We start from the raw sequence: 25,796 nt of genomic DNA, 5'->3' as shown, positions 1-25,796 counted from the left end.
TTCCCGGCGCTTCCTCACCCCCACACCAGCGCCCCCAGCCAAGCCCCCAGAATCAGCAGGCAGGCGAAGAGTTCGGTCAGCACGCTGGTCCCGCCCATGCGCATGGCCGTCCGTGTCGCCACCGCCGCCTCCCCGTGACGGCCGAGTCGCAGTCGTTCCCCCAGGTAGATGCCGCCGACGAAGCCGGGGAGCGCCCCGATCACCGGCACCACGCAGAAGCCGAGCAGCGCCCCGGCCCCGGCGAAGACCGCCATTCGGCGCGTCGCGCCGCTCTCGCGCAGGCGCCGGGGCGGCAGCTGCCAGCGGATGGCCTGCGCCGCGAGCAGGACCGCGGTCGCGCCGACGAGGATGCCCCACGCCAGGCCGTTCGGGTCGTACAGCGTCCACCAGAGGACCGCGGCCCACACCAGCCACGGCCCCGGTACGCCGGGCACCAGCACTCCGCACAGGCCGAGCAGCATCACCACGCCGACCAGCAGGAGTTCCCACGCTCCCATCCCTCCAGCGTGCCTGAAAGCCAGTGAAACCGCAGGTCAGGATCGATCCGGAGCGGGGAGAGGGGCGGGTGCGTCAGTCCTGGGGCGGGCGGGCGCGGCGTGCCACCCAGTCCCGCTCGTACGCGTGCCAGCCCAGCTGGAGCCGCGTCGTGACGCCCGTCAGCTCCATCAGGCGCTTTACCCGGCGCTGCACCGTCCGCAGGCCCAGATCGAGCTGTTTGGCGACGCTCGCGTCCGTCAGACCGGCGAGGAGCAGCGAGAGAATCTCCAGGTCCGTGCCGTCCGGGCCGTCGGGGGCGGCCTCGGTGACCGTGCCGCCGTCCTCGCCGAGGCGCAGCGGCAGGGCCTGGCACCACACCGCCTCGAAGAGGCCCGTCAGCGACTCGAGCAGTCCGCTGGCGTGCACGACGAGTGCCGCGGGCTCCGCGGTGCGCGAGGTCAGCGGGACCATCGCGAGGGAACCGTCGGCGATCACCAGCTTGGTCGGGACGCGGTCGACCACCCGCACCTGCTCGTCGCGGCCCATCGCCGCCGACAGCTCGGCGAGGCCGGTCGGCAGGTCGAGGACGGCGCGCTCGACCACCACCCGGTAGCGCACCCCGCGCCCGGCGGCCTGCTCCTCCGCGCTGTTCTCCGTACCGGTGATCGCGACGGGGCTGCCGGTCACCAGCGCGCACACCTCCTCGCTCGCGCCCAGCTGGAGCTGGAGGAAGCGCTGGGAGACGGCGGCCGCCCCGGTGACCACCTCGACCAGGTCGTGGACGGCGGGCTCGGCGGCCTGCGCGCGGTACTCCTCGGCGAGCAGGGTCGCCGCGAGCTCGGCCTTCTCCAGTTCGTGGCGCTGCTGGGTGAGGAGCGCGCCGAGCGCGACACCGGGCGGCGCCGCCACCCAGCGGCCCGCCCTGCCCGACGCCTGCGCGGCCAGGCCGTGGCGCTCCAGGCGGCGCAGCGTCCGCTCGGTCTCCGGCTCGCCGAGGGTGAGCCGTCGCGCGAGATCGGCCACGTCGGCGGCGCCCACGGACACCAGCGCCCGGTACGCCGACTCGTGCGTCTCGTCCAGACCGATCGCTGCCAGCATGCGGCGACCTCCCTCCCCGAGGCTGTCGTTCCGGCGGCGTCGTGGCGGGAAACAGCCACGGCGTAAACCCGCCCCGGGACATCATCCCCGCACCCCCCGTCTCTCTGCCAAGGTGACGCCACCGCAGCACCAACCGTGGCCGGTTTCGCGGCCTTTGGGCCGTATCGGCCTGCGGTCTTGCGTGCCCGTCGAACCTGGGGAGAGCGATGCGCCCGATATCGCGAACGGCTTTGGGGGCGGCCTCCGCCGCCGTCCTCGCCGTCACCGCGGCCGTCCCGTCCGCGGCCGAGCCGAGCCCGCCGGCGGCCCGGAAGCCACCGCTGACGGGGAGTGCGCCACAGGGCGCCGCGCGGGACGGGGGCGGCTCCGTCGTCACCCTCGTCACCGGCGACCGGATCCTGGTGACGTCCGGCGGCAAGGGCGGCTCGGGGGCCGCCGCGCTGCCCGGCGCGGACGGCGCCGTACCGCTGATCCAGACGCGGCAGTCGGGCAAGGACCTGTACGTCTATCCCGAGGGCGCCGAGCACGCCATCGCACGGGGCCTGGTCGACGAGGAGCTGTTCAACGTCACCGGGCTCGTCCGCCAGGGCTACGACGACGCGCACACCAAGCAGTTGCCGCTCATCGCCGTGTACGACAGATCGGTGGACGTCGCCCGCGCGCTGCCCGCCACCCCGCGCGGTGCCGAGCGCGGCCGTGTCCTCGAACCGGTCGACGGCGTCGCCCTGAAGGCCGACAAGAAGAAGGCCGCCGCCTTCTGGGCGGACATCACCTCGACCAGGTCACGGGCCGCCGCCGACCTGACGAAGCTCTGGCTCGACGCCAAGGTCGAGGCCACCCTCGACAGATCGACCAGGCAGGTCCACGCCCCCGAGGCCTGGGCCGCCGGCTACGACGGCAAGGGCACCAAGGTCGCCGTCCTGGACACCGGCGCGGACGTCGGACACCCCGACCTCAAGGGCCGCATCGCCGCGACGGAGAACTTCACCGACTCGCCGGACACCGAGGACCGCCAGGGCCACGGCACCCACACCACCTCCACCGTCGGCGGCTCCGGCGCGGCGAGCGGCGGCAGGAAGAAGGGCGTCGCGCCCGGCGCCGAGCTGCTGCACGGCAAGGTCCTGAACGACAGTGGATCCGGGGCCACTTCCTGGATCATCGCGGGCATGCAGTGGGCCGTCGACCAGAAGGCCGACGTCGTCTCGATGAGCCTCGGCAACCCGGCGCGCACCGACTGCACCGACCCGATGAGCACGGCGACCGAGGAGCTCGCGAAGTCCGCGAAGGACACCCTCTTCGTCATCGCGGCGGGCAACACCGGCCCCGGCCTCAACTCCGTCTCCTCGCCCGGCTGCGTGCCCGACGTGCTCACCGTGGGCGCCGTCGACCGCGACGACACCACCGCCCCCTTCTCCAGCCGCGGCCCCGCCTACGGCTCGCACACCCTGAAGCCCGAGATCGCCGCCCCCGGCGTCGGCATCTCCGCCGCCGCGGCCGGCGGGCGCGGCGTCTACGCGTACCGGTCCATGAGCGGTACGTCGATGGCGACCCCGCACGTCGCGGGCGCCGCCGCCCTCGTAGCGCAACGCCACCCCGACTGGAGCGCCCGGCAGGTCAAGGCGGCCCTCGTCTCGTCCGCCGACAGCGCCGTCCCCGGTGACGCGCGCGAGACCGGCGGGGGCCGGCTCGACGCCAAGGCCGCGATCGACCAGACGGTCCTCGGCTCACCCGCCGTGCGCGGCGGCACCTTCGGCTGGCCGCAGGACTCCTCGGACCGCACCACGGTCGACGTGCCCTACACCAACACCACGAAGAAATCAGTCAGGTTGAGCCTTTCGGTCGCGGACGTCACCGGGAACGACGGCTCCGCCGTCCGCTCCGGCGTGGCACGGCTCGGCAAGCGCACCGTGACCGTCCCCGCCGGAGCCACCGTCAAGGTGCCGCTGAAGCTCACGCCCGACGCGGAGCTGAAGCGTGCCCAGTACGGCGACATCACGGGGCGCGTCCTCGCCACCGCGGCCGGCGGCACCCACGTCTCCACGCCGTTCTCCCTCTACGTCCAGCCGGAGACCGTCAGCCTCCGCGTGAAGCTCGTCGACCGCGACGGCAGGCCCGCAGACGGCCCGTCGTCCGTGGACCTCATCGGCACGGACACGGCGAGCGGTGAGCGCCGCTTCAACGAGGGCGCGAACGACCAGACGTACCAAGTGCGCCCCGGCTCCTACTTCCTGACGAGCTTCATCGCCACCGGCGACCGGACGGGCGGCACCCTGACGGACTCCCTCACGCACATCGCCCGCCCCCAGGTCGAGGTCGAGAAGGACACCACGATCACGCTCGACGCCCGCAAGGCACACCACCTCGCCGTCCGCACCGACCAGCCGTCCGAAGTGCGCGGCGCCACCCTGGCGTTCGCCCGCAGCTGGGGCAGGGACCACTGGCTGCACGCGGGCACCGCAGCGGGCCCCCGCACGGTCCGCGACTACTACCAGTCGGTCGGGAGCCGGCCGTCCGAGGGCACCTTCGAGTCCGGCAGCTACTGGCGTGCGGCCGCACCCCAGATCTCCCGGCTCGCCGTCGCCGGCGGCCGGACGCTCCACCCCGTCACCGCGTCGACCGGCTCCGCCAACCTGGACGGCACCGGCCGGGCGCGCCTCGTCGACGCCGGGACCGGCACCCCGGAGGAGCTCGCCGCCGCCGGGGTCAAGGGCAGGATCGCCCTCGTCAAGGTCCCGGACAGCGGCAACGCCACCACCGTGGCGGCCGACGCGAAGAAGGCGGGCGCGCTCGCCGTCCTCGCCCACCGCGCTGCCCCCGGCCGCTGGTACCCGTCGGCCGGCCTCACCGGCTCGCCGTTGCCGGTCCTCGGCATCCCGACGGACGACGCGGCGCACCTGCTGGCCCAAATCGCCTCGCGCCAGGTGACGTTGACGTGGCGGGCGACGGCCAAGAGCCCGTACGTCTACAACCTGGCGTTCCCCGGGACCGGGCCGGTCCGCGACGACCGGACCTACCGCGTGCGCGACAAGGACCTCGCCGCGAACCGCGCGACCTACCGGGCGATGGGCACGGCCACCGACTACGTGGACCTGCCCTCCGCCGCCCGACCCGGCGGACTCGAGGTCTTCTTCGGCGACCTCGCCTCCGTCCCGGCGCCGGGCAGCCGCACCGAGTACCACTCGCCGGGCACGACCGCCTGGGGCCACCAGGTCTCCAGCAGCTTCCCGTACGGCGAGTTCATGATCGACCCGGCGCGTACGTACAAGAAGGGGGAGCGGCGCACGGAGACCTGGTACGACGGGGTCCTCGTGCCCGGCACGCCGCGCGACGCCACGGGCGAACCGGCGCTCGCCGGGGAACGGCAGGGCAACCTGATCGGGGTCGCCCCCGGCTTCTGGTCCGACGCCGGACACGCCGGGATCCAGGGCGGCTTCGGCGACATCGGCTCCGTACGCCTCGAACGCGACGGCGAGCTCGTCGGGGAGTCCGGCTGGCCCGCCGGGGTCTTCACCGTCCCGGCCGAGGACTCCGCGTACGAACTCACCCTCACCACGCAGAAGATCGGGTCCCGGGTCTGGCACCGGTCCATGGCGACGGAGACGACCTGGTCCTTCCGCTCCCACCTCGACGAGGACACCTACTCGCAGGGCATCCCGATGCTCTTCCCGACCTACCGGCTGCCGGAGGACGGACTCAAGACGCTGCCCGCGAAGAACGGGACGCGGATTGAACTCGGCGTGACGGGGCACGCGGGCTACGAGCCGGGAGCGCTCGCGGGAGTGCGGCTGTCGTACTCCTACGACGAGGGCAGGACGTGGCAGGCGGCCACCACCGCCGAGCACGACGGCACGTGGCGCGCGACCGTGAACCACGCGGGCGCGTCCGGCAAGCAGGTCTGGCTCAAGTCCCGGCTGACGGACGCCCATGGCAACTCCGTCACACAGACCGTGGCCCGCGCCTACGACGTGCGCTAGCCACACCGGCCCCGCCGGGCGGTCCTCCTGTGGGGGGTGGGCCCGCCCGGCGGTCTCCGTCGTCCCGCGATGGCCGTAATTTCCGGATGCACCGTTTTCGTACGGCCTCAGCGGTGGAAAATAGGGGCATGAGCCAGCAGGGGGAGAGGCCGACCGGTCGCGACGACGACTGGTGGGGACAGCTGTACGACGACGCGGCGCCGGACACGGGGCCCGCGCCCGCACCGGACACCCTCGACGACAGGTTCGCCTCGGCGGCGGACGCGGTACGGGAAGGGTTCCCGGCCCCACGCGACCCCTCGCCCCCCGGCATGGCGCCAGGGCCCGCCGCCCCACATGATCCGACTCCGACTCCGGCTGCGGCTCAGGGCGCGGAACCGCCCCGGACCTCTGCCCCTCCTGTCCCACCAGTGCAACCCGGGCCGCCCGAACGAAACCACGGGGCCCCGCACCCGGAGAGCGCAGCCCCCGGATCCGAGCCACCCCACCGCCCCCCGGAACGCCCGCCACACGCCCCGGTGCCGCCACCCCCGACGGGAAACGCTCCCGGGGCCGACGGACGAGCAACGCAGACCGGTGGACCCCCGACCCAGGCCGACGGACGGGCACTCCAGGGCGACGGACACGCCCCCGCCGACCCACTCGCCGAGCCACCCGGCACCGCCCCACCCGCCCCCGGCCCGGACGCTCCCGCCGGACGAGGCCCCGCCGGGCCATCTGGGACCCCGCCCGCCCCCGCTGCCCCGACCGCCGTCCCACCCGGCACCGTCCCGCCCGCCGTCGGCCCGGACGCTCCCGCAGGACGAGGCACCGCCGGGCCACCTGGAACCCCGCCCGCCCCCGCCGACCCGACCGCCGTCCCACCGGGCACCACCCCGCCCGCCCCCGGCCCGGACGCTCCCGTGGGACGGGCCACCGCCGGGCCACCTGGAAGCCCGCCCGCCCCCGCCGACCTGACAGCCAGCCCACCTTCACCGCCCTTGCCCGCCCCCGCCCCGGACGCTCCCGCAGGACGAGGCACCGCCGGGCCACCTGGAGCCCCGCCCGCCCCCGCCGGGCCGCCCCCGCCCCCCACAAGCCCCCCGCCCGAACCTGCCGGGCGACCCCCTGAACCCACCGCACCACCACCCTCCTCCGCCGCTCCCGCCTCTCCGCCCACCTTCACCGCCCCCGCCCCCTGGGCCCCGCCACCCCCCACCCCCAGCGGGCCGGTGACCTTTCCGGCGGGCGGGCCGGGGGAGCGAAGGGGTCAGTCGACCCCGTCGACGGAGGGGCCCCGCGCCGAGGCCCCCGCGTCGCCCGGCCCCGAGTCCCGGCCCCAGCCTCGCCCCTCGGCGCAACCGGACGACCCCGACCCGCGCGACACCCAGGCTCTCTCCGAGCCCCACCCCCCAACCCCCGGCAACCGCCTCACCCCGCCACCGCCCGGCGCCGAGAGCCGCTCCTCGTACCCCGACCCGAAGCACCCGGACACCCCCCACCCCCGCCCCACCCCACCACCGCCCGGCGCCGGAAGCGGCCCCTCGCACCCCGACCCGAAGCACCCGGACGCCCCCCACCCCCCGAGCCCCGGCACCCGCCCCACCCCACCATCGCCCGGCGCAGGAAGCGGCCCCTCGCACCCCGACCCGGAACAACCCCAGCCCTCGCCGCCCGCAGGGCGCCCCCCTGCCCCCCGTGAGCCGGAGCGAGGAAGTGAGGGGGACCCAGGGGCAGGGCCCGGTTACGTGGGGGACGGGCCGCCGACGTATGACGCGGAGCCCACCGTGCTGCCCGCCGCGGATCCGGACGATCTCGGGGACCTCGTCGCCGACACCGTGCTCGACGGCGCGCGGTACGGGCCGAGCACGCTGCGGGCCGCCTCCGTGCGCGGGGATTCCGCCCGGTACCGGGGCGAGCCGCGCCGCGACTCCCTGCTGACGGCCCGTTTCGGCACCGGCGAGGACGCCCTCGTGCTCGTCGCCATGGCCACCGGCGCCCGCGCGACCCCAGGAGCGCACCGTGCCGCAGCCGAGGCCTGCGCGTGGATCGGCCGCGCCGTGGGCCGCAGCCACCGGCGGCTCGCGGAGGACATCCGGGCCGCCCGGCGCGGCGACCTGAAGTCGGGTCTGCACCGGCTCACCGACCGCAGCCTCGGCAAGCTCCGGGCGCGCGCCGTCGATCTGGGCCTCGAGCCCGAGGAGTACGCGGCGTCCCTGCGCTGTCTGCTCCTGCCCGCCGACCCCCGCTGCCGGACCCGCGTCTTCTTCGGCGTCGGCGGGGGCGGCCTCTTCCGGCTGCGGGACGGTGAGTGGCAGGACATCGAGCCCCGTGTCGCCGACGCCACCGGCGACGCCGTGGTCGGCTTCGGCTCGCCGCCCGCGCAGGGCCCCGACGGCGACCACCTCACGATGGACCTCGGCATCACCACCCCGCCGAGCCCCTACGAACCGGCCCCCGAGCCGCCCCGCGAACCCTTCCGGTTCCGGGCCTCGGTCGCCCGCCCGGGTGACACGCTCGTCCTGTGCAGCGGCGGCCTCGCCGAACCCCTGCGCGGCGAGCCCGAACTGGCCGAACACCTCACCCGCAGGTGGGAGAAGGCCGGTCCGCCGGGGCTCGCCGCCTTCCTCGCCGACATCCAGGTCAGGGTCAAGGGGTACGCCGACGACCGGACGTGCGCCGCGGTCTGGGAGGCATGACGGCCGCACCTGTGACTTCATGGACCCGAGGAATGACCGGGCGGGAGGACGAGTGAAGAGCGGGTCCACGGGTCACACGGGGTGAAGCACGGTTCACCAGCGTCGAGAGGTGCGTACCAGCATGGCCAAGCAGAACGTCGCCGAGCAGTTCGTCGACATCCTCGTCCGCGCGGGCGTGCAGCGCCTGTACGGAGTCGTCGGCGACAGTCTCAACCCGGTCGTGGACGCCATCCGCCGTACGAAGGCGATCGACTGGGTCCAGGTGCGGCACGAGGAGACCGCCGCCTTCGCCGCCGGTGCCGAGGCCCAGATCACCGGGAAACTGGCGGCCTGCGCGGGCTCATGCGGGCCCGGCAACCTCCACCTCATCAACGGCCTGTACGACGCGCACCGCTCGATGGCCCCGGTGCTCGCCCTCGCCTCGCAGATCCCCTCCAGCGAGATCGGTCTCGGATACTTCCAGGAGACCCACCCCGACCGGCTCTTCCAGGAGTGCAGCCACTACAGCGAGCTGATCTCCAGCCCGAAGCAGATGCCGCGGCTGCTGCAGACCGCCATCCAGCACGCCGTCGGGCAGAGCGGCGTCAGCGTCGTCTCGCTCCCCGGCGACGTGGCCGCCGAGGCCGCGCCGGAGAAGGCGGCCGAGACCGCGCTGGTGACGTCCCGGCCCTCCGTGCGCCCCGGCGACGCGGAGATCGAGCAGCTCGCGGCGATGATCGACGATGCCGACAAGATCACCCTCTTCTGCGGCAGCGGCACGGCGGGCGCGCACGCCGAGGTGATGGAGTTCGCCGAGAAGATCAAGTCCCCGGTGGGCCACGCCCTGCGCGGCAAGGAGTGGATCCAGTACGACAACCCGTACGACGTGGGCATGAGCGGCCTGCTCGGCTACGGCGCCGCGTACGAGGCCACGCACGAGTGCGACCTGCTGATCCTGCTCGGCACGGACTTCCCGTACAACGCCTTCCTGCCCGACGACGTGAAGATCGCCCAGGTGGACGTGCGGCCGGAGAACCTCGGGCGGCGCTCCAAGCTGGACCTCGCCGTCTGGGGCGACGTGCGCGAGACGCTGCGCTGTCTGACGCCGCGCGTCTCGCCGAAGACGAACCGCAAGTTCCTCGACAAGATGCTGAAGAAGCACGCCGACGCCCTGGAGGGCGTGGTCAAGGCCTACACCCGCAAGGTCGACAAGCACGTCCCGATCCACCCCGAGTACGTCGCGTCGGTCCTCGACGAGGTCGCCGCCGACGACGCGGTCTTCACCGTCGACACCGGCATGTGCAACGTCTGGGCGGCCCGCTATCTCACCCCGAACGGCAAGCGGCGCATCATCGGCTCGTTCAGCCACGGCTCGATGGCCAACGCCCTGCCGCAGGCGATCGGCGCCCAGTTCACCGACCGCAACCGCCAGGTCGTCTCGATGTCGGGCGACGGCGGCTTCTCGATGCTGATGGGCGACTTCCTCACCCTCGTCCAGCACGATCTGCCGGTGAAGGTCGTCCTGTTCAACAACTCCTCGCTCGGCATGGTCGAGCTCGAGATGCTGGTGGCCGGGCTGCCGTCCTACGGCACGGGCAACCACAACCCCGACTTCGCCGCGGTCGCCCGCGCCGCCGGTGCCTACGGCGTGCGCGTGGAGAAGCCCAAGCAGCTCGCGGGCGCCCTCAAGGAGGCCTTCGCGCACAAGGGCCCCGCCCTCGTCGACATCGTGACCGACCCGAACGCCCTCTCCATCCCGCCCAAGATCAGCTCGGACATGGTGACCGGCTTCGCCCTCTCCGCCAGCAAGATCGTCCTGGACGGCGGGGTGGGACGCATGGTGCAGATGGCCCGCTCCAACCTGCGGAACGTGCCGAGGCCGTGACGCCGGCCCCGGCACCCGCTGCGGCTCCCGCCCGGCTCAGGCCGGGCGCAGCCGCACGGTGACGATCTGGAACGGCCGCAGCGCGAGCGTCAGCCCGGCCTCGCCGGTCTCGGCCTCGCGCAGCGGCCGCTCCAGGAGGTCGGTCACCTCGGCCCGGGCCACCGGGAACGACGTGCCCAGCACCGCCGCCGCCCGGCCCCCGCGCGATTCGTAGAGACGTACGACGACGTCGCCGCTGCGGTCGTCGGCGAGCTTCACCGACTCGACGGTGACCGCCGGGTGGTCGACGCTGACCAGCGGCGGCAGGACGGGCGCGTCGGCCACCCGCAGCGGAAGGTTGAGGGCGAGCCCCTCCGCGACCGCGTCACCCGTTTCCGCCCCGGGCAGCAGCGCGTACGTGAAGCGATGTGTGCCCTGGTCGGTCTCGGGGTCGGGGGAGTGGGGGGCGCGCAGCAGGGTCAGCCGCACCGTGGTGCCGAGCGCCTCGCCGTGCTCCTCGCGCGTCACGTCGTGCCCATACGTGGAGTCGTTGAGCAGCGCGACGCCGTACCCCTCCTCGGCCACCCGCAGCCAGCGGTGCGCGCAGATCTCGTAACGCGCCGCGTCCCAACCGGTGTTGGCGTGCGTCGGCCGGTGCACATGGCCGAACTGGATCTCGGCGGCGGACCGTTCGGCGTGCACGTCCAGCGGGAAGGCGGCCTTGAGGACCTTCTCCGACTCGCGCCAGTCCACGTCCGTGACGATCTCCACGCGCCTGCTGCCCGCCGCGAGCCGGATCTCCTGCGTGATCCGCGACGCCCCGAAGGTCCGCACGACCCGCACCGCGACCCGCAGCGGCCCGTCCTCGACGAGCGCGACGGACTCGGCGTCCGTGAGGTCGGTGTGCCGGTGCCGGTAGTGCCGGTCGAGGTCCCAGGCGTCGTACTGCGTGGGGTGGTCGGGGTGCAGCTGGAGGAGGTTGCCGGGGGCCGCGAGGACCTCGCGCCCCGCGGCCAGGTCCGTCACGGAGGTGAGGAGCCCGGCTGCGTCGACGGTGACGCTCAGGTGCTCGTTGGTGAGGAGGATGGTGTCGCCGGTGGTGTGCGCGACCGCGCCGGTCCCCGTCTCCCGTGCGGCGTCCAGGGACTGCGAGCCGAGCGCGGGGACGTCGACGCGCACCAGCCGGCCATCGCCCGGGTCGACAGCCTCGCTGCGGGCGTACGGCGAGGCGTTGAGCGCGGCGGGCCCGCCCGCGCCGAGCGAGCGCACCGCGGCGGCGGTCAGCTCGTCGAGCTCGGCGAGGACCCGCTCGTAGGTCTCGCGCGCCTCCCGGTGTACCCAGGCGATCGACGAGCCCGGCAGGATGTCGTGGAACTGGTGCAGCAGGACCGTCTTCCACAGACGGTCAAGGGTGTCGTACGGATAGACGTACGCGGGGTCGCGCACCGCGGCCGCCGTGCACCACAACTCGGCCTCGCGCAGGGCGTGTTCGCTGCGCCGGTTGCCGCGCTTGGTCGCCGCCTGGGTGGTGTACGTGGCGCGGTGCAGCTCCAGGTACAGCTCGCCGGACCAGACCGGGGCCCGCGCGCCGTACTCCTCCTCGGCGGCGGCGAAGAACGCCGACGGCTTCTCGATCTCGACGCGCGGCGAACCCTCCAGGGAGCGCAGGCGCCGCGCCCGCTCCATCATCTCGCGGGTGGGGCCGCCCCCTCCGTCGCCCCAGCCGAACGGCACCAGGGAGCGCGACGCGCGGCCCTTGTCGGCGAAGTTCCGTTCCGCGTGGGCGAGTTCGGCGCCGTGGAACTGTGAGTTGTAGGTGTCCACGGGCGGGAAGTGGGTGAAGACGCGGGTGCCGTCGATGCCCTCCCACCAGAACGTGTGGTGCGGCATCTTGTTGGACTGGTTCCAGCTCAGCTTCTGCGTGAGGAACCACCGCACGCCCGCGAGCCTCGCCAGCTGCGGGAAGGCGGCGGTGTAGCCGAAGGAGTCCGGCAGCCAGATCTCCTCGGTCTCGACGCCCAGCTCCTCGCGGAAGAACCGCATGCCGTGCGTGATCTGCCGGGCCAGCGCCTCGCCGCCCGGCATGTTGGCGTCCGACTCGACCCACATCGAGCCCACCGGCGCCCAGTTGCCGTCCGCCACCGCCTTCTTGACGCGCTCCCAGATGTGCGGCTGGTGCTCCTTCACCCAGGCGTACTGCTGGGCCTGCGAGCAGGCGAAGACCAGCTCCGGATACTCCTCGGCCAGTGCCGTCACATTGGCAAAGGTCCGCGACGCCTTGCGCACCGTCTCGCGCAGCGGCCACAGCCACGCCGAGTCGATGTGCGCGTGACCGGCCGCCGATACGCGGTGGGCGCTCGCGTGCGCGGGCCTGGCCAGCACCTCGGCGAGCCGGGCGCGGGCCGCGGCGGCCGTGCCGGAGACGTCGTGCAGATCGAGCGTGTCGAGCATGTCCTCCAGGGCCCGCAGGATCTCGTGACGACGCGGACGTTCGGGGTCCAGTTCGCGCATCAGCTCGGAGAGGACCTCGATGTCCAGCGTCAACTGCCAGACGTCCTCGTCGAGTACGGCCAGATCGGCAGAGGCGAATCGGTACATCGGGGTATTGCCTGCGGTCAGGACGTCGCCGAGGGGCGTCGGCACGAAGTCGTGCAGGACGACAGGGTTGGCCGCCGCCTCCAGGAGCAGGTGCACCGGCTCGCCGCCCCGGGCGGGGGAGGCCACCGGAACATGCCGGTTGCGCGGGTGAATGCCCTTGAGGGGCACGCCGGCCGCGTCGTACACCAGCCCCTCCGCCTGGAAGCCGGGCCCGTCCCCGGTGAACCCGGGATCGATGACCACCTCGACCCGGCTGCCCCGCCACTCCTCGGGCACCTGCCCCTGGAGCCGGAACCAACTGGTGGACCAGGGGTTTCCCCACGCCGTGCCCCTCTCGAAGGGCTCGTACTCGGCTTCGAGGGCGGCCCGGACCGGCACCGGCTCGCCCGGCGCGTGCCAGACGGAGAGCGTCAGCGGGGTGCGCCGCGCGTATCGGGCAGGGCGGATGAACTGGCGGAGTGCCCGCTCCAGGCGGCCTTCGACCAGCAGTCTGTCGTCGTGCACTCGGGCTCCTCGGAACGCTCGGCGGTGGGGTCCTCCGCTTCACTTCCCCGCAATTCCCCGACGCACCCCCCGCCATTGGTTGACGATTCGACAAGCGTGCCGCCCCTGGCCCGGGGCATGCATCCCGTGAGGTTGTTCGAGCAAGGAGGCAACGCCATCGCTTTGTGGGCGGGGGTCATGACGAGGCAGTCACAGGGGGGCGGCTCCGGGGCAATCGGGGCCTCTTCGCCGAACGAACGGGACGAGAGGACCGGTGGGGCGCCGGGCGGGCCGGAGGGCGGCCGGTTCACGCGCAGGCTGGGAAGAGCCGATCTGCGCGCCGTCTCCGAGGTCAGGAGGGCGCTGAGGGAGTTTCTGCGGCACTGGGGGAACCAGGGAAGGGCCGACGTGGCCGAGCTCCTGACCAGCGAGCTGGTCACCAACGCACTGGTGCACACCGACCGCGACGCGTTCGTCACCGCGACCGTGGGCCGCCGCGGTCTCCGCGTCGAGGTACGGGACTTCGCGGGGAGCCGTCCCGAGCCGCGCGTACCGGACGCCGACGGCGGTACGAACGGGCGGGGCCTGATCCTCGTGCAGACCCTCGCCGACGCCTGGGGCGTACGGGCACACGGGGTCGGCAAGGTGGTGTGGTTCGAGCTGGGCGGCGGCGGCACGGGGTGAATCCTGCCGCCGCCGTCCGCGTGTGACGGGGCGTCACGGCACGGCCGCCGCCGCGGGGCCCGGCCGGTGCGGCGCGGGCCCGGCCGGTGCGGCGCGGGCCCGGCGGCGATCAGCCGAACTGCTGCTCCAGGTCCTTCAGCTTCTGCTCCAGCGAATCGAGCCGGGGCAGCGCCTGCGTGTCGTCCTCCGCCGTCAGGTCGACGGTGACGGGGGCGACGGGGTCGGCCCCGTCAGGGTCCTGCCTGACGGCCTGGAGGGAGGGACGGGATCGTACCGGCAGCTGGTCCTGCGCCGGTATGGCAGGGTCCGCGCCGACCTGCGCGGACCCGGCGGCCGGTGCGACGGCCTGCACCTCCACCTGGCGGCCGCCGCCGCGGCCCTGCCAGTTCCGGTGGCCCCGGCTGAGCGCCTTGAGATGCGCGCGTTCCAGCTTCTCCTGGTCGCGCCTGCGCAGCCGGGTCCGCTCCTTCTCACGGCGGTCCTCGCGGACCTCCTCGACGGCCTCGTCCAGGGTGCGTACGCCTTCGAGGAGCATCAGCGACCAGGCGCCGAAGGTCTCACGAGGCGCGCGCAGCCACCGCACGATGCGGATCTGCGGCAGCGGACGCGGCACCAGACCCTGCTCGCGCAGCGCCGCCCGGCGGGTCTGCTTCAGCGCGCGGTCGAAGAGCACCGCCGCCGACAGCGACATCCCCGCGAAGAAGTGCGGGGCACCGGCGTGGTCCAACCCCCGCGGCGCGTGCACCCAGTTGAACCAGGCGGCCGCGCCCGCGAACGTCCACACGAGCAGGCGGGAGCCGAGCGCCGCGTCGCCGTGGCTCGCCTCGCGCACGGCGAGGACGGAGCAGAACATCGCCGCGCCGTCGAGCCCGAACGGGACCAGGTACTCCCAGCCCCCGGAGAGGCTGAGGTTCTGCTGCCCGAAGCCGACCAGGCCGTGGAACGAGAGCGCGGCGGCGACGGCCGCGCAGCAGAACAGGAGCACGTAGGAGGCGGTGCCGTAGACGGCCTCCTTGCGCCTGCGGCGTTCCTCGCTGCGTTCCCACGAGTCGTCGTTGGCGCTCCCCTTGGCCGCTCCGTCGTGGCCTCGCCTGCCGCGCGCGAGCACCGCCACCGCCACCAGCAGGCCCAGGAGCAGGACGGCGCCGGGGAGCAGCCAGTCCAGCGATATGTCGGTCAGTCTCATCTGGGGGTCCCTTGCGTTGCGGTAGGGCGTAACGGGCGCCATATTGACCCAACCCCGAAGCCCCGCAGGGGGTTTCGGGGCAAGAGGACGCCATGGGGGTGCAAGGGAGCGTGCAGGGCGCACTTTTGCTCGAACTCACGCGGGAACGCCGGGTGTTGAGTTCGATTGATCGTGCGCTCCGCGTGCCCCGGTGAGACCGTGGGTCAGGCCGTGGGTCAGGCCGTGGGTCAGGCCTGCCCCTGCTGCAGGAACTCGGCGATCGGGTCCGTGCCGGAGCTGCCTCCCTCGCCGTCGGGACCCTCCAACGCGGCCTTCGCGCTCCGGGGGAACATGGCCTGCTCGTACGCGGTGAGGGCGGCCTCGACGTCACCGGGGTGCGCCGCGAGCGCCTCGGCGAGTTCGGCACCGTCGTACAGGGCGAGGTTGGCGCCCTCGCCGTTCGGGACCGAGAGGTGGGCCGCGTCGCCGATCAGGGTCACCCCGGGCACCCGCTCCCAGCGGTGTCCGACCGGCAGGGCGTAGAGGGGCCGCAGGGTCGGCGCCGTGTCGGCGTCGGTGATCAGGGCGGTGAGTTCGGGCGCCCAGCCGTCGAATTCACGGGCGATCCGCGCGGTGGCCGCCTCGGCGTCGGTGAAGTCGATGCCGGCGAACCACTCCTCCGTCTCGGTGAGTCCCACATAGGCGTGCAGGGTGTCGCCGCGCTCGCGGTGGGCGAAGATCTCCCTCCGCGGCGCGAACGCCAGCATCGAGCCCCCGCCGACCGCCTTCGCGGTGGCCGGGTGGCGGGTGTCGGCGTCGTGGAGGTAGGTCTCGACGACGGACCTGCCGCTGTACTCGGGGGTGACGGAGGTGAGCAGCGGGCGGACGCGGGACCACGCGCCGTCCGCGCCGACGAGCAGGTGCGTGGTGAGCGCGGCGCCGTCGGCGAACGTCACCTCGTGGCGGCCTTCGCCGAGCGCGCGGACGCCGGTCACCTTGCGGCCCCACCGGACGGTGCCGGGCGGCAGCGAGTCGAGCAGCATTTGGCGCAGCTCGCCGCGCTGCACCTCGGGGCGGCCGCCCGTGCCGTCGTCGGCCTTGTCGAGCTGCACGTTCCCGTCCGGGGAGAGGATCCGGATGGCCTGGCGGCCCGGCAGGACGAGGTCGCGGAACTCGTCCATCAAGCCGGCCGCGCGGAGCGCCAGTTGGCCGTTGTAGTCGTGGATGTCGAACATGCCGCCCTGGGCGCGCGAGGTGGGGGAGGGCTCCGCCTCGTACACCGTGGCGGGTATGCCGTGGAGGTGGAGGACGCGGGCGAGCGCGAGTCCGCCGAGTCCGGCGCCGATGATCGTGACCTCGGTCGTCATGGGGGGCTTCCTTCCTTACCGATGGCCCCCGGCCGGCACCCCGTGGTTCGCGGGCGTGTGCCGTTCCGGTGGACCGGAGCGATGCGGTGACGGTGGCCTGCGGTGCTGCCGACCGGCCCCGACCTGCTCCAATCTGCCGGTGCCCGGCGACAGATCCCCGACAGCCCACCTACAGCGGGCCGGCCCCTCCGACAGCGCACCGACAGCTCTCCGACAGCCCTCCGGCAAGGGCTCGATCGCCCGGACTAGCCGTTTATCCCGACCGCCCGAAGCAGCCGTACCCCGGCCTCAGTTCGCGGCGGCGGCCGCACTCAGCCGGGCGACGCGCTCCTCGTCGCAGGTGCGCGGGCACGTGACGCAGGTGTCGTCGGGGCGCAGCGTGTAGAACATGCAGCAGCTCGCCCGGTCGCGGGTGGGGAGCGACTCCCCGTCGGGCCCCGTCAGCTCCCTGAAGCCGGCCGTGCCGACGTACGGCTTGGTGGCGCCCGGCAGCAGCCGCTCCAGCTCCGTCACCGCGCGCCGCTCCTCGCCGAAGAGGTGCGCCACGTACCAGAGGCCCTCGACGATCTCGTCGGTGGCGAGGCTCCACAGGGCGCGCGAGCGGCGCCGCATGCGGGGGCCGAAGGCGTCGAGGAGCGGTTCGAGGTGCTCGGCGACCGCGGCCCGCACCTCCGCGCGCAGCGCCTCCTCGTCCGGTACGACACGGGCGCCGGGCAGACCGGCGGCCGGGTCGCCGGGGAGGCACGCGAAGCCCGCCGGGCGGACGGCCATGCGGCCCAGCGTGCGCTGGAAGGAGACGTCGGCGACGGGGAAGCGGGGCACGCGGCGGTGCAGGAACCACGGGACCGTGATGAGCAGGGTGGCCGGCCAGGCGTACCGGTGCAGCCCGAAGCCGGCCACCACGTCCGGCCGTGCCCGGGTGCCGTAGTCCTTCTGGACCTGCGCGTCGTCCCAGGCGAGGAACGCGTCGAGGTCGGCCCCGCCCTCCGCGAGCCGGGCGGCGGTGACCCAGCCGCCGCCCTGTGGGGCCTGTTCCTCGTCTCCGAGCTCGGTGATGCGCAGCCCTGTGTACACCTCGTGGAGGCGGGCATAGGAGTCCGCTACGGCACTGGGGGCGCCCTGGGTGGGTGCGGCCAAGGTGGGGACGGACATGCGAGGACCACCGAATCGCGATCGATAGCAGGTTAGCCTTACCTTACCCGACGTGATCGATGTTTCAACTCCGGTCGTGTCCGCCTATGGTGCCTGTCGTACCTTTCGGAGCGGACAAGGCAGGCGGACGTCGTGGAACAGACCGGAGCACGCGAGGGGGGACCCCTCGCCGGGGCGCCGCGCGTCCGGGTTCCGGAGCAGGCGGGGGCCGGGGCACGCCGCGCGGTCCGGCGCAACTCCGTGCGGGGGCAGATCCTCGACGCCCTGCGCGCCGCCCTCGTCGGCGGCGAACTCGAACCCGGCGAGGTGTACTCCGCCCCGGCCCTCGGCGAGCGTTTCGGCGTCTCCGCGACCCCCGTCCGCGAGGCGATGCAGCAGCTGGCCGTCGAGGGCGCCGTCGAGGTCGTCCCCAACCGCGGCTTCCGGGTCACCGAACGCGGCGGCCGTGAGCTGGCGGAGCTGGCCGAGGTACGGGCGCTGATCGAGGTGCCCGTCATGCTGCGGCTCGCCCGCACGGTGCCCGCGGCGCGCTGGGCCGAGCTGCGGCCGCTGGCCGACGCGACCACGGCGGCGGCCGCCGGCGGCGACCTCGCGCGCTACGCCGAGTCGGACCGCGCCTTCCACGGCGCGGTGCTCTCCCTTTCGGGCAACCGGGAGCTGGTGCGGGTCGCGGACGACCTGCACCGGCGCTCGCAGTGGCCGCCGGTGAGCGGCCCCGTCGCGGGCCGCAGGGCCGACCTGCTGGCCGACGCGGCCGAACACGTGGCACTCCTCGACGCACTGGCCGCCCAGGACCTGGGCGTGGTCTCGTCCCTGGTCGAAGAACACTTTATGGGCTCAGAATCCTGACGAGCCGCCAGGGAGGCGCGCACCCGTGCTCCCTGCGCCCAGCGGACGCCGCCCCGAGGCGGGGCACCCCCTCGCCGGCCAGGCGTCCCGGCTCGCGGCGGCACGCCGGTTGGCGTACCGCCAACCGGACGAACCGCCGGGCTCCCCGCTCTCCGAGCGGAAGCAGGCTCGCGCGGGCAGCGGGAGCGGCCGGGCCGCCCCCGGGAGGGGCCCCGTCCCGCAGACGGGAGCCATACCTCGGCGGCCGGTGGCTGTAGATGCTGGGCGAGCCAGGACGGTACCCCGCCGAGGAGTCGGAACAGGCGGGTGGCCTCGGCGCGCAGCCGGAGGAACCACCGGGCTCGCCGCGCTCCGGGCCGGCCCCTGCGTCCGGCGGACGCCGATTCGAGGCGGAAGAGCCCCTCGCCGCCCAGGTGTCCCGGCTCGCGACGCGCCGGGTGGCGTGCCGCGAGCCGGAGGAACCGCCGGGCTCCCCGCGCTCCCGGCCGCCCCCCCGGCAGCGGGAGCGGCCGGGGCGCCCGCGGGAGGGAACCCCGTCCCGCAGGCGGGAGTTATACCGCGGCAGCCGGTGGTTGCAGATGTTGGGCGAGCCAGGACGGTACCCCGCCGAGGAGTCGGAACAGGCGGGTGGCCTCGGCGCGCAGCCGGGTGGCCTCCGGCTCGGGCTCCGCGTCCGCGAGCGCGGCGAGCGCGGGGGCCGTGCCGACCAGATAGCCGAGCTCCTCACGGATGCGCAGGGACTCCGCGAAACCGTGCCGCGCCTCCGCCAACTCCCCGTCCCGCAGGGCGAGTCCGGCGAGGTGGCGCCAGGTGAAGGAGAGCAGCAGCGGGTCGCCGTGCGCGGTGGCGCCCGCGTGCGCCCTGCGGTACGCCGCCTTGGCGGACTGCGGCGAGTCGGCGATGTGCTCCGCGATCAGCCCCCTGCGGAAGTCGAGCAGCGGCCGTCCGGGGGCGTTCGGGGCGAGCAGCGCGGCCGCCCTGCCGAGCGCCGTACGTGCCTCGTCCGCCCGGTCGCGTACCCCCAAGACCGTTGAGGCGTAGGCCAGTTGGCCCCGTTCGCAGGCCGCGGCGCCCCGGTCGTCGTCGGCCTCGGCGATCGCTTCCGCGGTCCGCAGGACGTCCTCGGCCTCGCTCCAGCCGTCCCCCGTGAACAGACACCGCTCGACGAGGAGCGCCGTCCTCTGAAGTGCCGCCGCCGGCCCGGCCCGTGAGGCCAGCAGCGCCGCGGCGTCGGTCCAGCAGCCGCGTGAGCGCAGCCGCCATACCGCGGTCTGGAGTGGATCGTCCCCTGCAGTCGTTCCGGTACCAGACATGGCGGTATACGCCACGTTGCCCTCCCCGAGCGCACCATTGAGCTGTTGAGTCGTGGGCGAATCTCAGCATGGATCGCGGCGTCCGGCCAAGGGGCTGGGTGAAAGAATTCACAAAGGGTGGTCAAGGAACGGCGCCGAGGGCCGGCCGGCCTTCGGCGCCGCCGGCCGGCTCCGCGCCCGATGACCTCAGCTCATCCGCAGCGCGAGGAAGAAATCGAGCTTGTCCTCCAGGCGCGAGAGGTCACGGCCCGTCAACTGCTCGATGCGGCCCACCCGGTAGCGCAATGTGTTGACGTGGAGGTGCAGGCGCGAGGCGCAGCGCGTCCAGGAGCCGTCGCAGTCGAGGAACGCCTCCAGCGTCGGGATGAGCTCCGCCCGGTGGCGCTGGTCGTACTCCCGCAGCGGGTCGAGGAGCCGCGCCGTGAACGCCCGGCGCACGTCGTCCGGCACGAACGGCAGCAGCAGCACGTGCGAGGCCAGCTCCTGGTGGCCGGCGGCGCAGACCCGGCCGGGGCGGGCGGCGGCGACCCGGCGGGCGTGCCGCGCCTCCTCCAGGGCGCCGCGCAGCCCCTCGGCGGAGTGCACGGAGGCGCTGACGCCGAGGGTCAGACGGCCGTCGCCGTCGAGGCCGGCGGAGAGCGGGTCGTGGACGGAGGCGAGCAGCGCGTCCGCGATCAGCCCCGTCTCGTGTCCCTCGTGCTCGCCGGGGACCGCGGGCAGCGGCACGAGCGCCACGGCCTCGTCGCCGGTGTGCGCGACCGCGATCCGGTCGGAGGGCTCGGGGCCCGCCGACAGCGGGTCGACGAGGATCTCCTCAAGGAGCGACTGGGCGACCGTGCCGCCGTCGATCTCCCCGCCCTCCCACTCCACGCGGGCCACCACGACCTGCCAGTGCGGGGCCGCGCCCAGGCCGGGCAGGAGCACCGGGGCGGCGACCCGCAGCCGGGCCGCGATCTCGGCGGGCGCCGCACCCGTCTGGACCAGTTCGAGGACCTCCTGGGCGAGGCGGCGCCGCACGGTGCGGGACGCGTCGCGCCGGTCGCGCTCGACCGCGATCAGCTGGGTCACGCCCTGCAGCAGGTCGAGTCGCTCCTCGGGCCAGTCGCCCGCGTCGGCCTCCACGGCGAGTGCCCAGTCGGAGAGCACCGACTCGCGCACGTCGCGCGAGGCGCCGGCCGCTGCGCGCCCACTGGTCCGAATGGGGAACAGCGAGTACGTCACCGAGTCCACCGTCACCCGGTGCGGCCCGCGCCGGCCCGTGCGGACGGCCGCCAGATGCTCCCCGGCGAGCCGTGCGCACAGCGGTCCTGGCAGCGCCCCCGCCGGGCCGGACCCGGCGATCACGCGCCCCGCGGGCGAAAGCACCCAGGCCCGCAGGTCCAGGTCGGTGCCGAGCAGGTCGAGGACGACGTCGGGGCCACCGCCCGCCGGGCCCGAGGTCATCAGGCGGCGGTGCCGGTCGACGACGGCCGCCAGGTCCCCGGCGCGCTCGCCGGAGACCTGGCGCACCACGTGCTCGGTGATGGTCGCGAACGCCACGGACTCGTTGACCGCGAAGAGCGGGAGCCGGTGCCGGGCGCAGGCCTCGACGATGTCGTCGGGGATGTCGCCGAGCTCGGCCTCGCCGGCGGCCAGGGCGGCCACCCCGGCGCTCGCGAGGATGCGCACGAAGGGTTCCGTGTCCGAGGCGTCGCGGCGCCAGGCGAGGCCGGTGAGGACCAGCTCGCCACCGGCGAGGTAGCGGCTCGGGTCCCGCAGGTCCGTGGTCATCACACCGCGCACGGTGCGGTCCAGCTCGTCCTCGCCGCCGAGCAGCCGCAGGCCCAGCGCGTCGGTGTCCAGGAGTGCGCGCAGCCGCATGGTGTCGTCGCCGCCGATCTGTCTCGAATGGTGTGTACAAACATGTGCGCTCTGTAGCGCCCGGCCCCGCTGGCGCAGGGTGGCCGGTGTTTCCGGGGGGAACCCAAGAGGTTCCTGAGGCCCGTTCTTCATACGAATCTACAAGACGCGCGCCTTGGCCAGCCAACTCCTTCAGTGTTTCGGTGACTGACCCCATCGGACGAGCGGGCGGTGTACTTGCCCCACTCCGCGTTAACAGCACATGAACGAGCAGTCGAGGGACCAACGGCCCGAGTGGCCTAAACGGAATCCCCTGATACGGAATCTTCCGGTCCCTCGAAGCGAAAGACCCTCGACACGAAGAAGAGAGCCTCATGGACTTCCTTCGCCCCGCCAGCTGGGAGGAGGCGCTCGCCGCCAAGGCCGAGCACCCCACGGCTGTGCCGATTGCGGGTGGCACCGACGTGATGGTCGAGATCAACTTCGACCACCGTCGTCCCGAATACCTGCTTGACCTCAACCGCATCGTCGAGCTGCGCGAGTGGGAGGTGGGCGAGGAGACGGTCCAGCTGGGCGCCTCCGTCCCGTACACCCAGATCATGGAGGAGCTGCGCACCGAGCTCCCCGGTCTCGCGCTCGCCTCGCACACGGTCGCCTCCCCGCAGATCCGCAACCGCGGCGGCGTCGGCGGCAACCTCGGCACGGCCTCCCCGGCCGGTGACGCCCACCCGGCGCTGCTCGCCGCCGACTGCGAGGTCGAGGTGGAGTCCGTGCGGGGATCCCGCCTGATCCCGATCGACGAGTTCTACACCGGCGTGAAGCGCAACGCGCTCGCCGCGGACGAGCTCATCAAGTCCGTCCACATCAAGAAGGCGGACGGCCCGCAGCAGTACTCGAAGGTCGGCACCCGCAACGCGATGGTCATCGCCGTGTGCGCCTTCGGCATCGCGCTGCACCCCGAGACCCGCACCGTGCGGACCGGCATCGGCTCCGCCGCCCCCACCCCCATCCGGGCGAAGGCGGCCGAGGACTTCCTGAACGCGGCGCTCGAAGAGGGCGGCTTCTGGGAGAGCAAGAAGATCATCACCCCCTCGATCGCCAAGCAGTTCGCGGAGCTCGCCTCCGGTGCCGCCAACCCGATCGACGACGTGCGCGGCACGGCGAGCTACCGCCGTCACGCCGTCGGGATCATGGCCCGCCGCACGCTCGGCTGGACCTGGGAGTCGTACCGCGGCAAGGGCCGCAGCACTGAGGGAGTCGCATAATGCGCGTGAACTTCAAGGTCAACGGCCGTCAGCAGGAAGCCGACGACGTCTGGGAGGGCGAGTCCCTCCTGTACGTGCTGCGCGAGCGCATGGGGCTCCCGGGCTCCAAGAACGCCTGCGAGCAGGGCGAGTGCGGCTCCTGCACCGTCCGCCTCGACGGCGTGCCGGTCTGTTCGTGTCTGGTCGCGGCCGGCCAGGTGGAGGGCCGCGAGGTCACCACCGTCGAGGGCCTCGCCGACTACGCCAAGCACCGTGCGGACGCCCACCCCGGCGGCGGCTGCGCCTCCGGCGCGTGCGGCACCTCGATCCAGGACGCCCAGCAGTGGCAGGCCAACCCGGAGAAGGGCGCCACCGACTCGCAGACCGGTGAGGGCGGCGAGCTCTCCCCGATCCAGCAGGCGTTCATCGACGCCGGCGCCGTCCAGTGCGGCTTCTGCACCCCCGGCCTGCTCGTCGCGGCCGACGAGATGCTGGAGCGCAACCCGCAGCCGTCGGACGCCGACATCCGCGAGGCGCTCTCCGGCAACCTCTGCCGCTGCACCGGTTACGAGAAGATCCTTGACGCGGTCCGCCTCGCGGCCGCGCGCCAGTCCGAGGGGGTCTGACGCCATGGGAACCACAGGTACACCCACCAAGATCACACAGGGTTCCAAGACCAAGGGCGGCATCGGCGAGTCGACGCTGCGCCCCGACGGCACCCTGAAGGTCACCGGCGAGTTCGCGTACTCCTCGGACATGTGGCACGAGGACATGCTGTGGGGTCACACCCTGCGCTCGACCGTCGCGCACGCCGAGATCGTCTCCATCGACACCTCCGAGGCGCTCGCCCAGTCCGGCGTCTACGCCGTCCTGACCTACGACGACCTGCCGGCCGCGATGAAGAACTACGGCCTGGAGATCCAGGACACCCCGGTCCTCGCGCACAAGAAGGTCCGTCACCACGGTGAGCCGGTGGCCCTGGTCGCCGCCGACCACCCGGAGACCGCTCGCCGCGCCGCCGCCAAGATCAAGATCGAGTACCGCGACCTGCCCGTCATCACCGACGAGGCCTCGGCGACCGCCCCCGACGCCGTACTCGTGCACGAGGGCCGCGACGACCACCACATCGGTCACGTCCCGCACCCGAACATCGTGCACCGCCAGCCGATCGTCCGCGGCAACGCCGACGAGGCGGCGAAGAAGGCCGACTTCATCGTCAAGGGCGAGTACACCTTCGGCATGCAGGACCAGGCCTTCCTCGGCCCGGAGTCCGGCCTCGCGGTGCCCTCCGAGGACGGCGGCGTCGAGCTGTACGTCGCCACCCAGTGGCTGCACTCGGACCTCAAGCAGATCGCCCCCGTCCTCGGCCTGCCCGAGGAGAAGGTGCGCATGACGCTCTCCGGCGTCGGCGGTGCCTTCGGCGGCCGCGAGGACATCTCGATGCAGATCCACGCCTGCCTCCTGGCGCTGCGCACCGGCAAGCCGGTCAAGATCGTCTACAACCGGTTCGAGTCCTTCTTCGGTCATGTGCACCGCCACCCGGCGAAGCTCTACTACGAGCACGGCGCCACCAAGGACGGCAAGCTCACGCACATGAAGTGCAAGATCGTCCTGGACGGCGGCGCCTACGCGTCGGCCTCCCCGGCGGTCGTCGGCAACGCCTCGTCCCTGTCGGTCGGCCCGTACGTGATCGACGACGTCGACATCGAGGCCATCGCCCTCTACACGAACAACCCGCCCTGCGGCGCGATGCGCGGCTTCGGCGCCGTCCAGGCCTGCTTCGCCTACGAGGCCCAGATGGACAAGCTCGCCGACAAGGTGGGCATGGACCGGGTCGAGTTCCGCCGGCTCAACGCCATGGAGCAGGGCACGATCATGCCGACCGGCCAGCCGGTCGACTCGCCGGCCCCGGTCGCCGAGCTCCTGCGCCGCATCAAGGCCCGCCCGCTGCCGCCCGAGCGCCAGTGGGAGTCCAGCGAGGGCGCCGACGTGCGCCAGCTGCCGGGCGGTCTGTCCAACACCACGCACGGCGAGGGCGTCGTACGCGGGGTGGGCTACGCGGTCGGCATCAAGAACGTCGGCTTCTCCGAGGGCTTCGACGACTACTCCACCGCCAAGGTGCGCATGGAGGTCATCAACGGCGAGCCCGTCGCCACCGTGCACACCGCGATGGCCGAGGTCGGCCAGGGCGGCGTCACCGTCCACGCGCAGATCGCCCGCACCGAGCTGGGCGTCACGCAGGTGACCATCCACCCCGCCGACACGCAGGTGGGCAGCGCAGGGTCGACGTCCGCGTCGCGCCAGACGTACGTCACCGGCGGCGCCGTCAAGAACTCCTGCGAGCTCGTCCGCGAGAAGGTCCTGGAGATCGGCCGCCGCAAGTTCGGCACGTACCACCCCGCGTGGGCCACCGCCGAACTCCTCCTGGAGGGCGGCAAGGTCGTCACCGACGGCGGCGAGGTCCTCGGCGACCTGGTCGACGTCCTCGAGGGCGAGACCGTCGAGATCGAGGCCGAGTGGCGCCACCGCCCCACCGAGGCCTTCGACCTGCGCACCGGCCAGGGCAACGGCCACGTCCAGTACTCCTTCGCCGCGCACCGCGCGGTCGTGGAGGTCGACACCGAGCTCGGCCTGGTCAAGGTCATCGAACTGGCCTGCGCCCAGGACGTCGGCAAGGCGCTCAACCCGCTGTCCGTGATCGGTCAGATCCAGGGTGGTACCACCCAGGGCCTGGGCGTCGCGGTCATGGAGGAGATCATCGTCGACCCGAAGACCGCGAAGGTGAAGAACCCGTCCTTCACGGACTACCTGATCCCCACCATCCTCGACACCCCGACCATCCCGGTCGACGTGCTCGAACTCGCCGACGAACACGCCCCGTACGGGCTCCGTGGCATCGGCGAGGCTCCGACCCTCTCCTCCACCCCGGCCGTCCTCGCGGCGATCCGGAACGCGACGGGTCTGGAGCTCAACAAGACGCCGGTACGCCCCGAGCACCTCACCGGCACGTGATCCCCGCGGGGATCTGATCC

At 73.5% G+C, this 25,796-nt stretch carries 16 protein-coding genes; 8 read left to right on the top strand and 8 right to left on the bottom strand.

The features are described from left to right. Positions 1–14: 14 nt before the first annotated feature. Together ACZ7DY_RS20035 and ACZ7DY_RS20030 are read right to left on the bottom strand one after the other, a co-directional pair. Positions 15–497 carry a DUF456 domain-containing protein gene (locus tag ACZ7DY_RS20035; RefSeq protein ID WP_471137082.1) on the bottom strand — a complete coding sequence of 161 codons (483 nt, stop codon included), beginning with the start codon at positions 495–497 and terminating at the stop codon, positions 15–17. A 73-nt stretch (positions 498–570) separates the two neighbouring features. Continuing rightward, positions 571–1,575, bottom strand: a complete 1,005-nt coding sequence (locus tag ACZ7DY_RS20030) for a helix-turn-helix domain-containing protein (protein WP_471137080.1) — start codon at positions 1,573–1,575, stop codon at positions 571–573. 206 nt (positions 1,576–1,781) lie between these two features. On the opposite strand from ACZ7DY_RS20030, the gene ACZ7DY_RS20025 reads away from it, so the two are divergent. The 3 genes from ACZ7DY_RS20025 to ACZ7DY_RS20015 all read left to right on the top strand — a co-directional run bounded on the left by ACZ7DY_RS20025 (position 1,782) and on the right by ACZ7DY_RS20015 (position 10,091). Then, a complete protein-coding gene (locus ACZ7DY_RS20025) occupies positions 1,782–5,549 on the top strand; it encodes a S8 family peptidase (protein ID WP_471137078.1) in 3,768 nt (1,255 codons plus the stop codon). Positions 5,550–7,276: 1,727 nt separating this feature from the next. Continuing rightward, positions 7,277–8,227 (top strand): protein phosphatase 2C domain-containing protein, encoded by a 951-nt coding sequence (locus ACZ7DY_RS20020; protein WP_471137076.1) that lies wholly within the window; start codon positions 7,277–7,279, stop codon positions 8,225–8,227. A 121-nt stretch (positions 8,228–8,348) separates the two neighbouring features. Next, positions 8,349–10,091 (top strand): pyruvate dehydrogenase, encoded by a 1,743-nt coding sequence (locus tag ACZ7DY_RS20015; RefSeq protein ID WP_471137075.1) that lies wholly within the window; start codon positions 8,349–8,351, stop codon positions 10,089–10,091. A gap of 36 nt (positions 10,092–10,127) precedes the next feature. Here the strand turns inward: ACZ7DY_RS20015 and ACZ7DY_RS20010 are convergent, their stop codons facing one another. Then, a complete protein-coding gene (locus tag ACZ7DY_RS20010) occupies positions 10,128–13,172 on the bottom strand; it encodes an alpha-mannosidase (protein ID WP_471137073.1) in 3,045 nt (1,014 codons plus the stop codon). Between the two features lie 177 nt (positions 13,173–13,349). Here ACZ7DY_RS20010 and ACZ7DY_RS20005 point away from each other — a divergent pair, with 177 nt between their 5' ends. Beyond that, the gene (locus tag ACZ7DY_RS20005; protein ID WP_471137071.1) at positions 13,350–13,835 is read left to right on the top strand and encodes an ATP-binding protein; all 486 of its coding nucleotides are present in this window, start codon (positions 13,350–13,352) and stop codon (positions 13,833–13,835) included. A 109-nt stretch (positions 13,836–13,944) separates the two neighbouring features. Here the strand turns inward: ACZ7DY_RS20005 and ACZ7DY_RS20000 are convergent, their stop codons facing one another. The 3 genes from ACZ7DY_RS20000 to ACZ7DY_RS19990 all read right to left on the bottom strand — a co-directional run bounded on the left by ACZ7DY_RS20000 (position 13,945) and on the right by ACZ7DY_RS19990 (position 17,519). Continuing rightward, positions 13,945–15,021, bottom strand: a complete 1,077-nt coding sequence (locus ACZ7DY_RS20000; RefSeq protein WP_471137069.1) for a DUF2637 domain-containing protein — start codon at positions 15,019–15,021, stop codon at positions 13,945–13,947. 227 nt (positions 15,022–15,248) lie between these two features. Beyond that, a complete protein-coding gene (locus ACZ7DY_RS19995; RefSeq protein WP_471137068.1) occupies positions 15,249–16,367 on the bottom strand; it encodes an FAD-dependent oxidoreductase in 1,119 nt (372 codons plus the stop codon). Positions 16,368–16,655: 288 nt separating this feature from the next. Next, the gene (locus ACZ7DY_RS19990; protein WP_471137067.1) at positions 16,656–17,519 is read right to left on the bottom strand and encodes a (2Fe-2S)-binding protein; all 864 of its coding nucleotides are present in this window, start codon (positions 17,517–17,519) and stop codon (positions 16,656–16,658) included. Positions 17,520–17,651: 132 nt separating this feature from the next. Between ACZ7DY_RS19990 and ACZ7DY_RS19985 the strand changes: the two genes are divergently transcribed. After that, positions 17,652–18,368, top strand: a complete 717-nt coding sequence (locus tag ACZ7DY_RS19985) for a GntR family transcriptional regulator (RefSeq protein ID WP_471137065.1) — start codon at positions 17,652–17,654, stop codon at positions 18,366–18,368. 551 nt (positions 18,369–18,919) lie between these two features. Here the strand turns inward: ACZ7DY_RS19985 and ACZ7DY_RS19980 are convergent. Together ACZ7DY_RS19980 and ACZ7DY_RS19975 are read right to left on the bottom strand one after the other, a co-directional pair. Beyond that, positions 18,920–19,681 carry a hypothetical protein gene (locus ACZ7DY_RS19980; RefSeq protein ID WP_471137063.1) on the bottom strand — a complete coding sequence of 254 codons (762 nt, stop codon included), beginning with the start codon at positions 19,679–19,681 and terminating at the stop codon, positions 18,920–18,922. Positions 19,682–19,867: 186 nt separating this feature from the next. Next, positions 19,868–21,541: a PucR family transcriptional regulator gene (locus tag ACZ7DY_RS19975; protein ID WP_471137062.1), complete on the bottom strand. Its 1,674-nt coding sequence runs from the start codon at positions 21,539–21,541 to the stop codon at positions 19,868–19,870. A gap of 353 nt (positions 21,542–21,894) precedes the next feature. Here ACZ7DY_RS19975 and ACZ7DY_RS19970 point away from each other — a divergent pair, with 353 nt between their 5' ends. Genes ACZ7DY_RS19970 through ACZ7DY_RS19960 form a run of 3 tightly spaced genes read left to right on the top strand, consistent with a single transcriptional unit; the run spans position 21,895 to position 25,776 of the window. After that, complete coding sequence (locus ACZ7DY_RS19970; protein WP_471137060.1) at positions 21,895–22,785, top strand: FAD binding domain-containing protein; 891 nt, start codon at positions 21,895–21,897, stop codon at positions 22,783–22,785. Then, positions 22,785–23,390: a (2Fe-2S)-binding protein gene (locus tag ACZ7DY_RS19965; protein WP_471137058.1), complete on the top strand. Its 606-nt coding sequence runs from the start codon at positions 22,785–22,787 to the stop codon at positions 23,388–23,390. The genes ACZ7DY_RS19970 and ACZ7DY_RS19965 overlap by 1 nt, the downstream gene beginning before the upstream one ends. Before the next feature lie 4 nt (positions 23,391–23,394). Next, complete coding sequence (locus tag ACZ7DY_RS19960; RefSeq protein WP_471137057.1) at positions 23,395–25,776, top strand: xanthine dehydrogenase family protein molybdopterin-binding subunit; 2,382 nt, start codon at positions 23,395–23,397, stop codon at positions 25,774–25,776. The last annotated feature ends 20 nt before the right edge of the window (positions 25,777–25,796 follow it).

The sequence above is a fragment of the Streptomyces sp. NPDC037013 genome (assembly GCF_055607265.1).
Note: the sequence above shows the minus strand (reverse complement) of the source record. Positions and strands in the feature narration are given on the sequence as shown.

Excerpts from the sequence above, each read along its gene's own strand:
- ACZ7DY_RS20035 (WP_471137082.1), bottom strand. The coding sequence starts at position 497 with ATGGGAGCGTGGGAACTCCTGCTGGTCGGCGTGGTGATGCTGCTCGGC.
- ACZ7DY_RS20030 (WP_471137080.1), bottom strand. The coding sequence starts at position 1,575 with ATGCTGGCAGCGATCGGTCTGGACGAGACGCACGAGTCGGCGTACCGG.
- ACZ7DY_RS20025 (WP_471137078.1), top strand. The coding sequence starts at position 1,782 with ATGCGCCCGATATCGCGAACGGCTTTGGGGGCGGCCTCCGCCGCCGTC.
- ACZ7DY_RS20015 (WP_471137075.1), top strand. The coding sequence starts at position 8,349 with ATGGCCAAGCAGAACGTCGCCGAGCAGTTCGTCGACATCCTCGTCCGC.
- ACZ7DY_RS20005 (WP_471137071.1), top strand. The coding sequence starts at position 13,350 with ATGACGAGGCAGTCACAGGGGGGCGGCTCCGGGGCAATCGGGGCCTCT.
- ACZ7DY_RS20000 (WP_471137069.1), bottom strand. The coding sequence starts at position 15,021 with ATGAGACTGACCGACATATCGCTGGACTGGCTGCTCCCCGGCGCCGTC.
- ACZ7DY_RS19995 (WP_471137068.1), bottom strand. The coding sequence starts at position 16,367 with ATGACGACCGAGGTCACGATCATCGGCGCCGGACTCGGCGGACTCGCG.
- ACZ7DY_RS19990 (WP_471137067.1), bottom strand. The coding sequence starts at position 17,519 with ATGTCCGTCCCCACCTTGGCCGCACCCACCCAGGGCGCCCCCAGTGCC.
- ACZ7DY_RS19980 (WP_471137063.1), bottom strand. The coding sequence starts at position 19,681 with ATGTCTGGTACCGGAACGACTGCAGGGGACGATCCACTCCAGACCGCG.
- ACZ7DY_RS19975 (WP_471137062.1), bottom strand. The coding sequence starts at position 21,541 with ATGCGGCTGCGCGCACTCCTGGACACCGACGCGCTGGGCCTGCGGCTG.
- ACZ7DY_RS19970 (WP_471137060.1), top strand. The coding sequence starts at position 21,895 with ATGGACTTCCTTCGCCCCGCCAGCTGGGAGGAGGCGCTCGCCGCCAAG.
- ACZ7DY_RS19965 (WP_471137058.1), top strand. The coding sequence starts at position 22,785 with ATGCGCGTGAACTTCAAGGTCAACGGCCGTCAGCAGGAAGCCGACGAC.
- ACZ7DY_RS19960 (WP_471137057.1), top strand. The coding sequence starts at position 23,395 with ATGGGAACCACAGGTACACCCACCAAGATCACACAGGGTTCCAAGACC.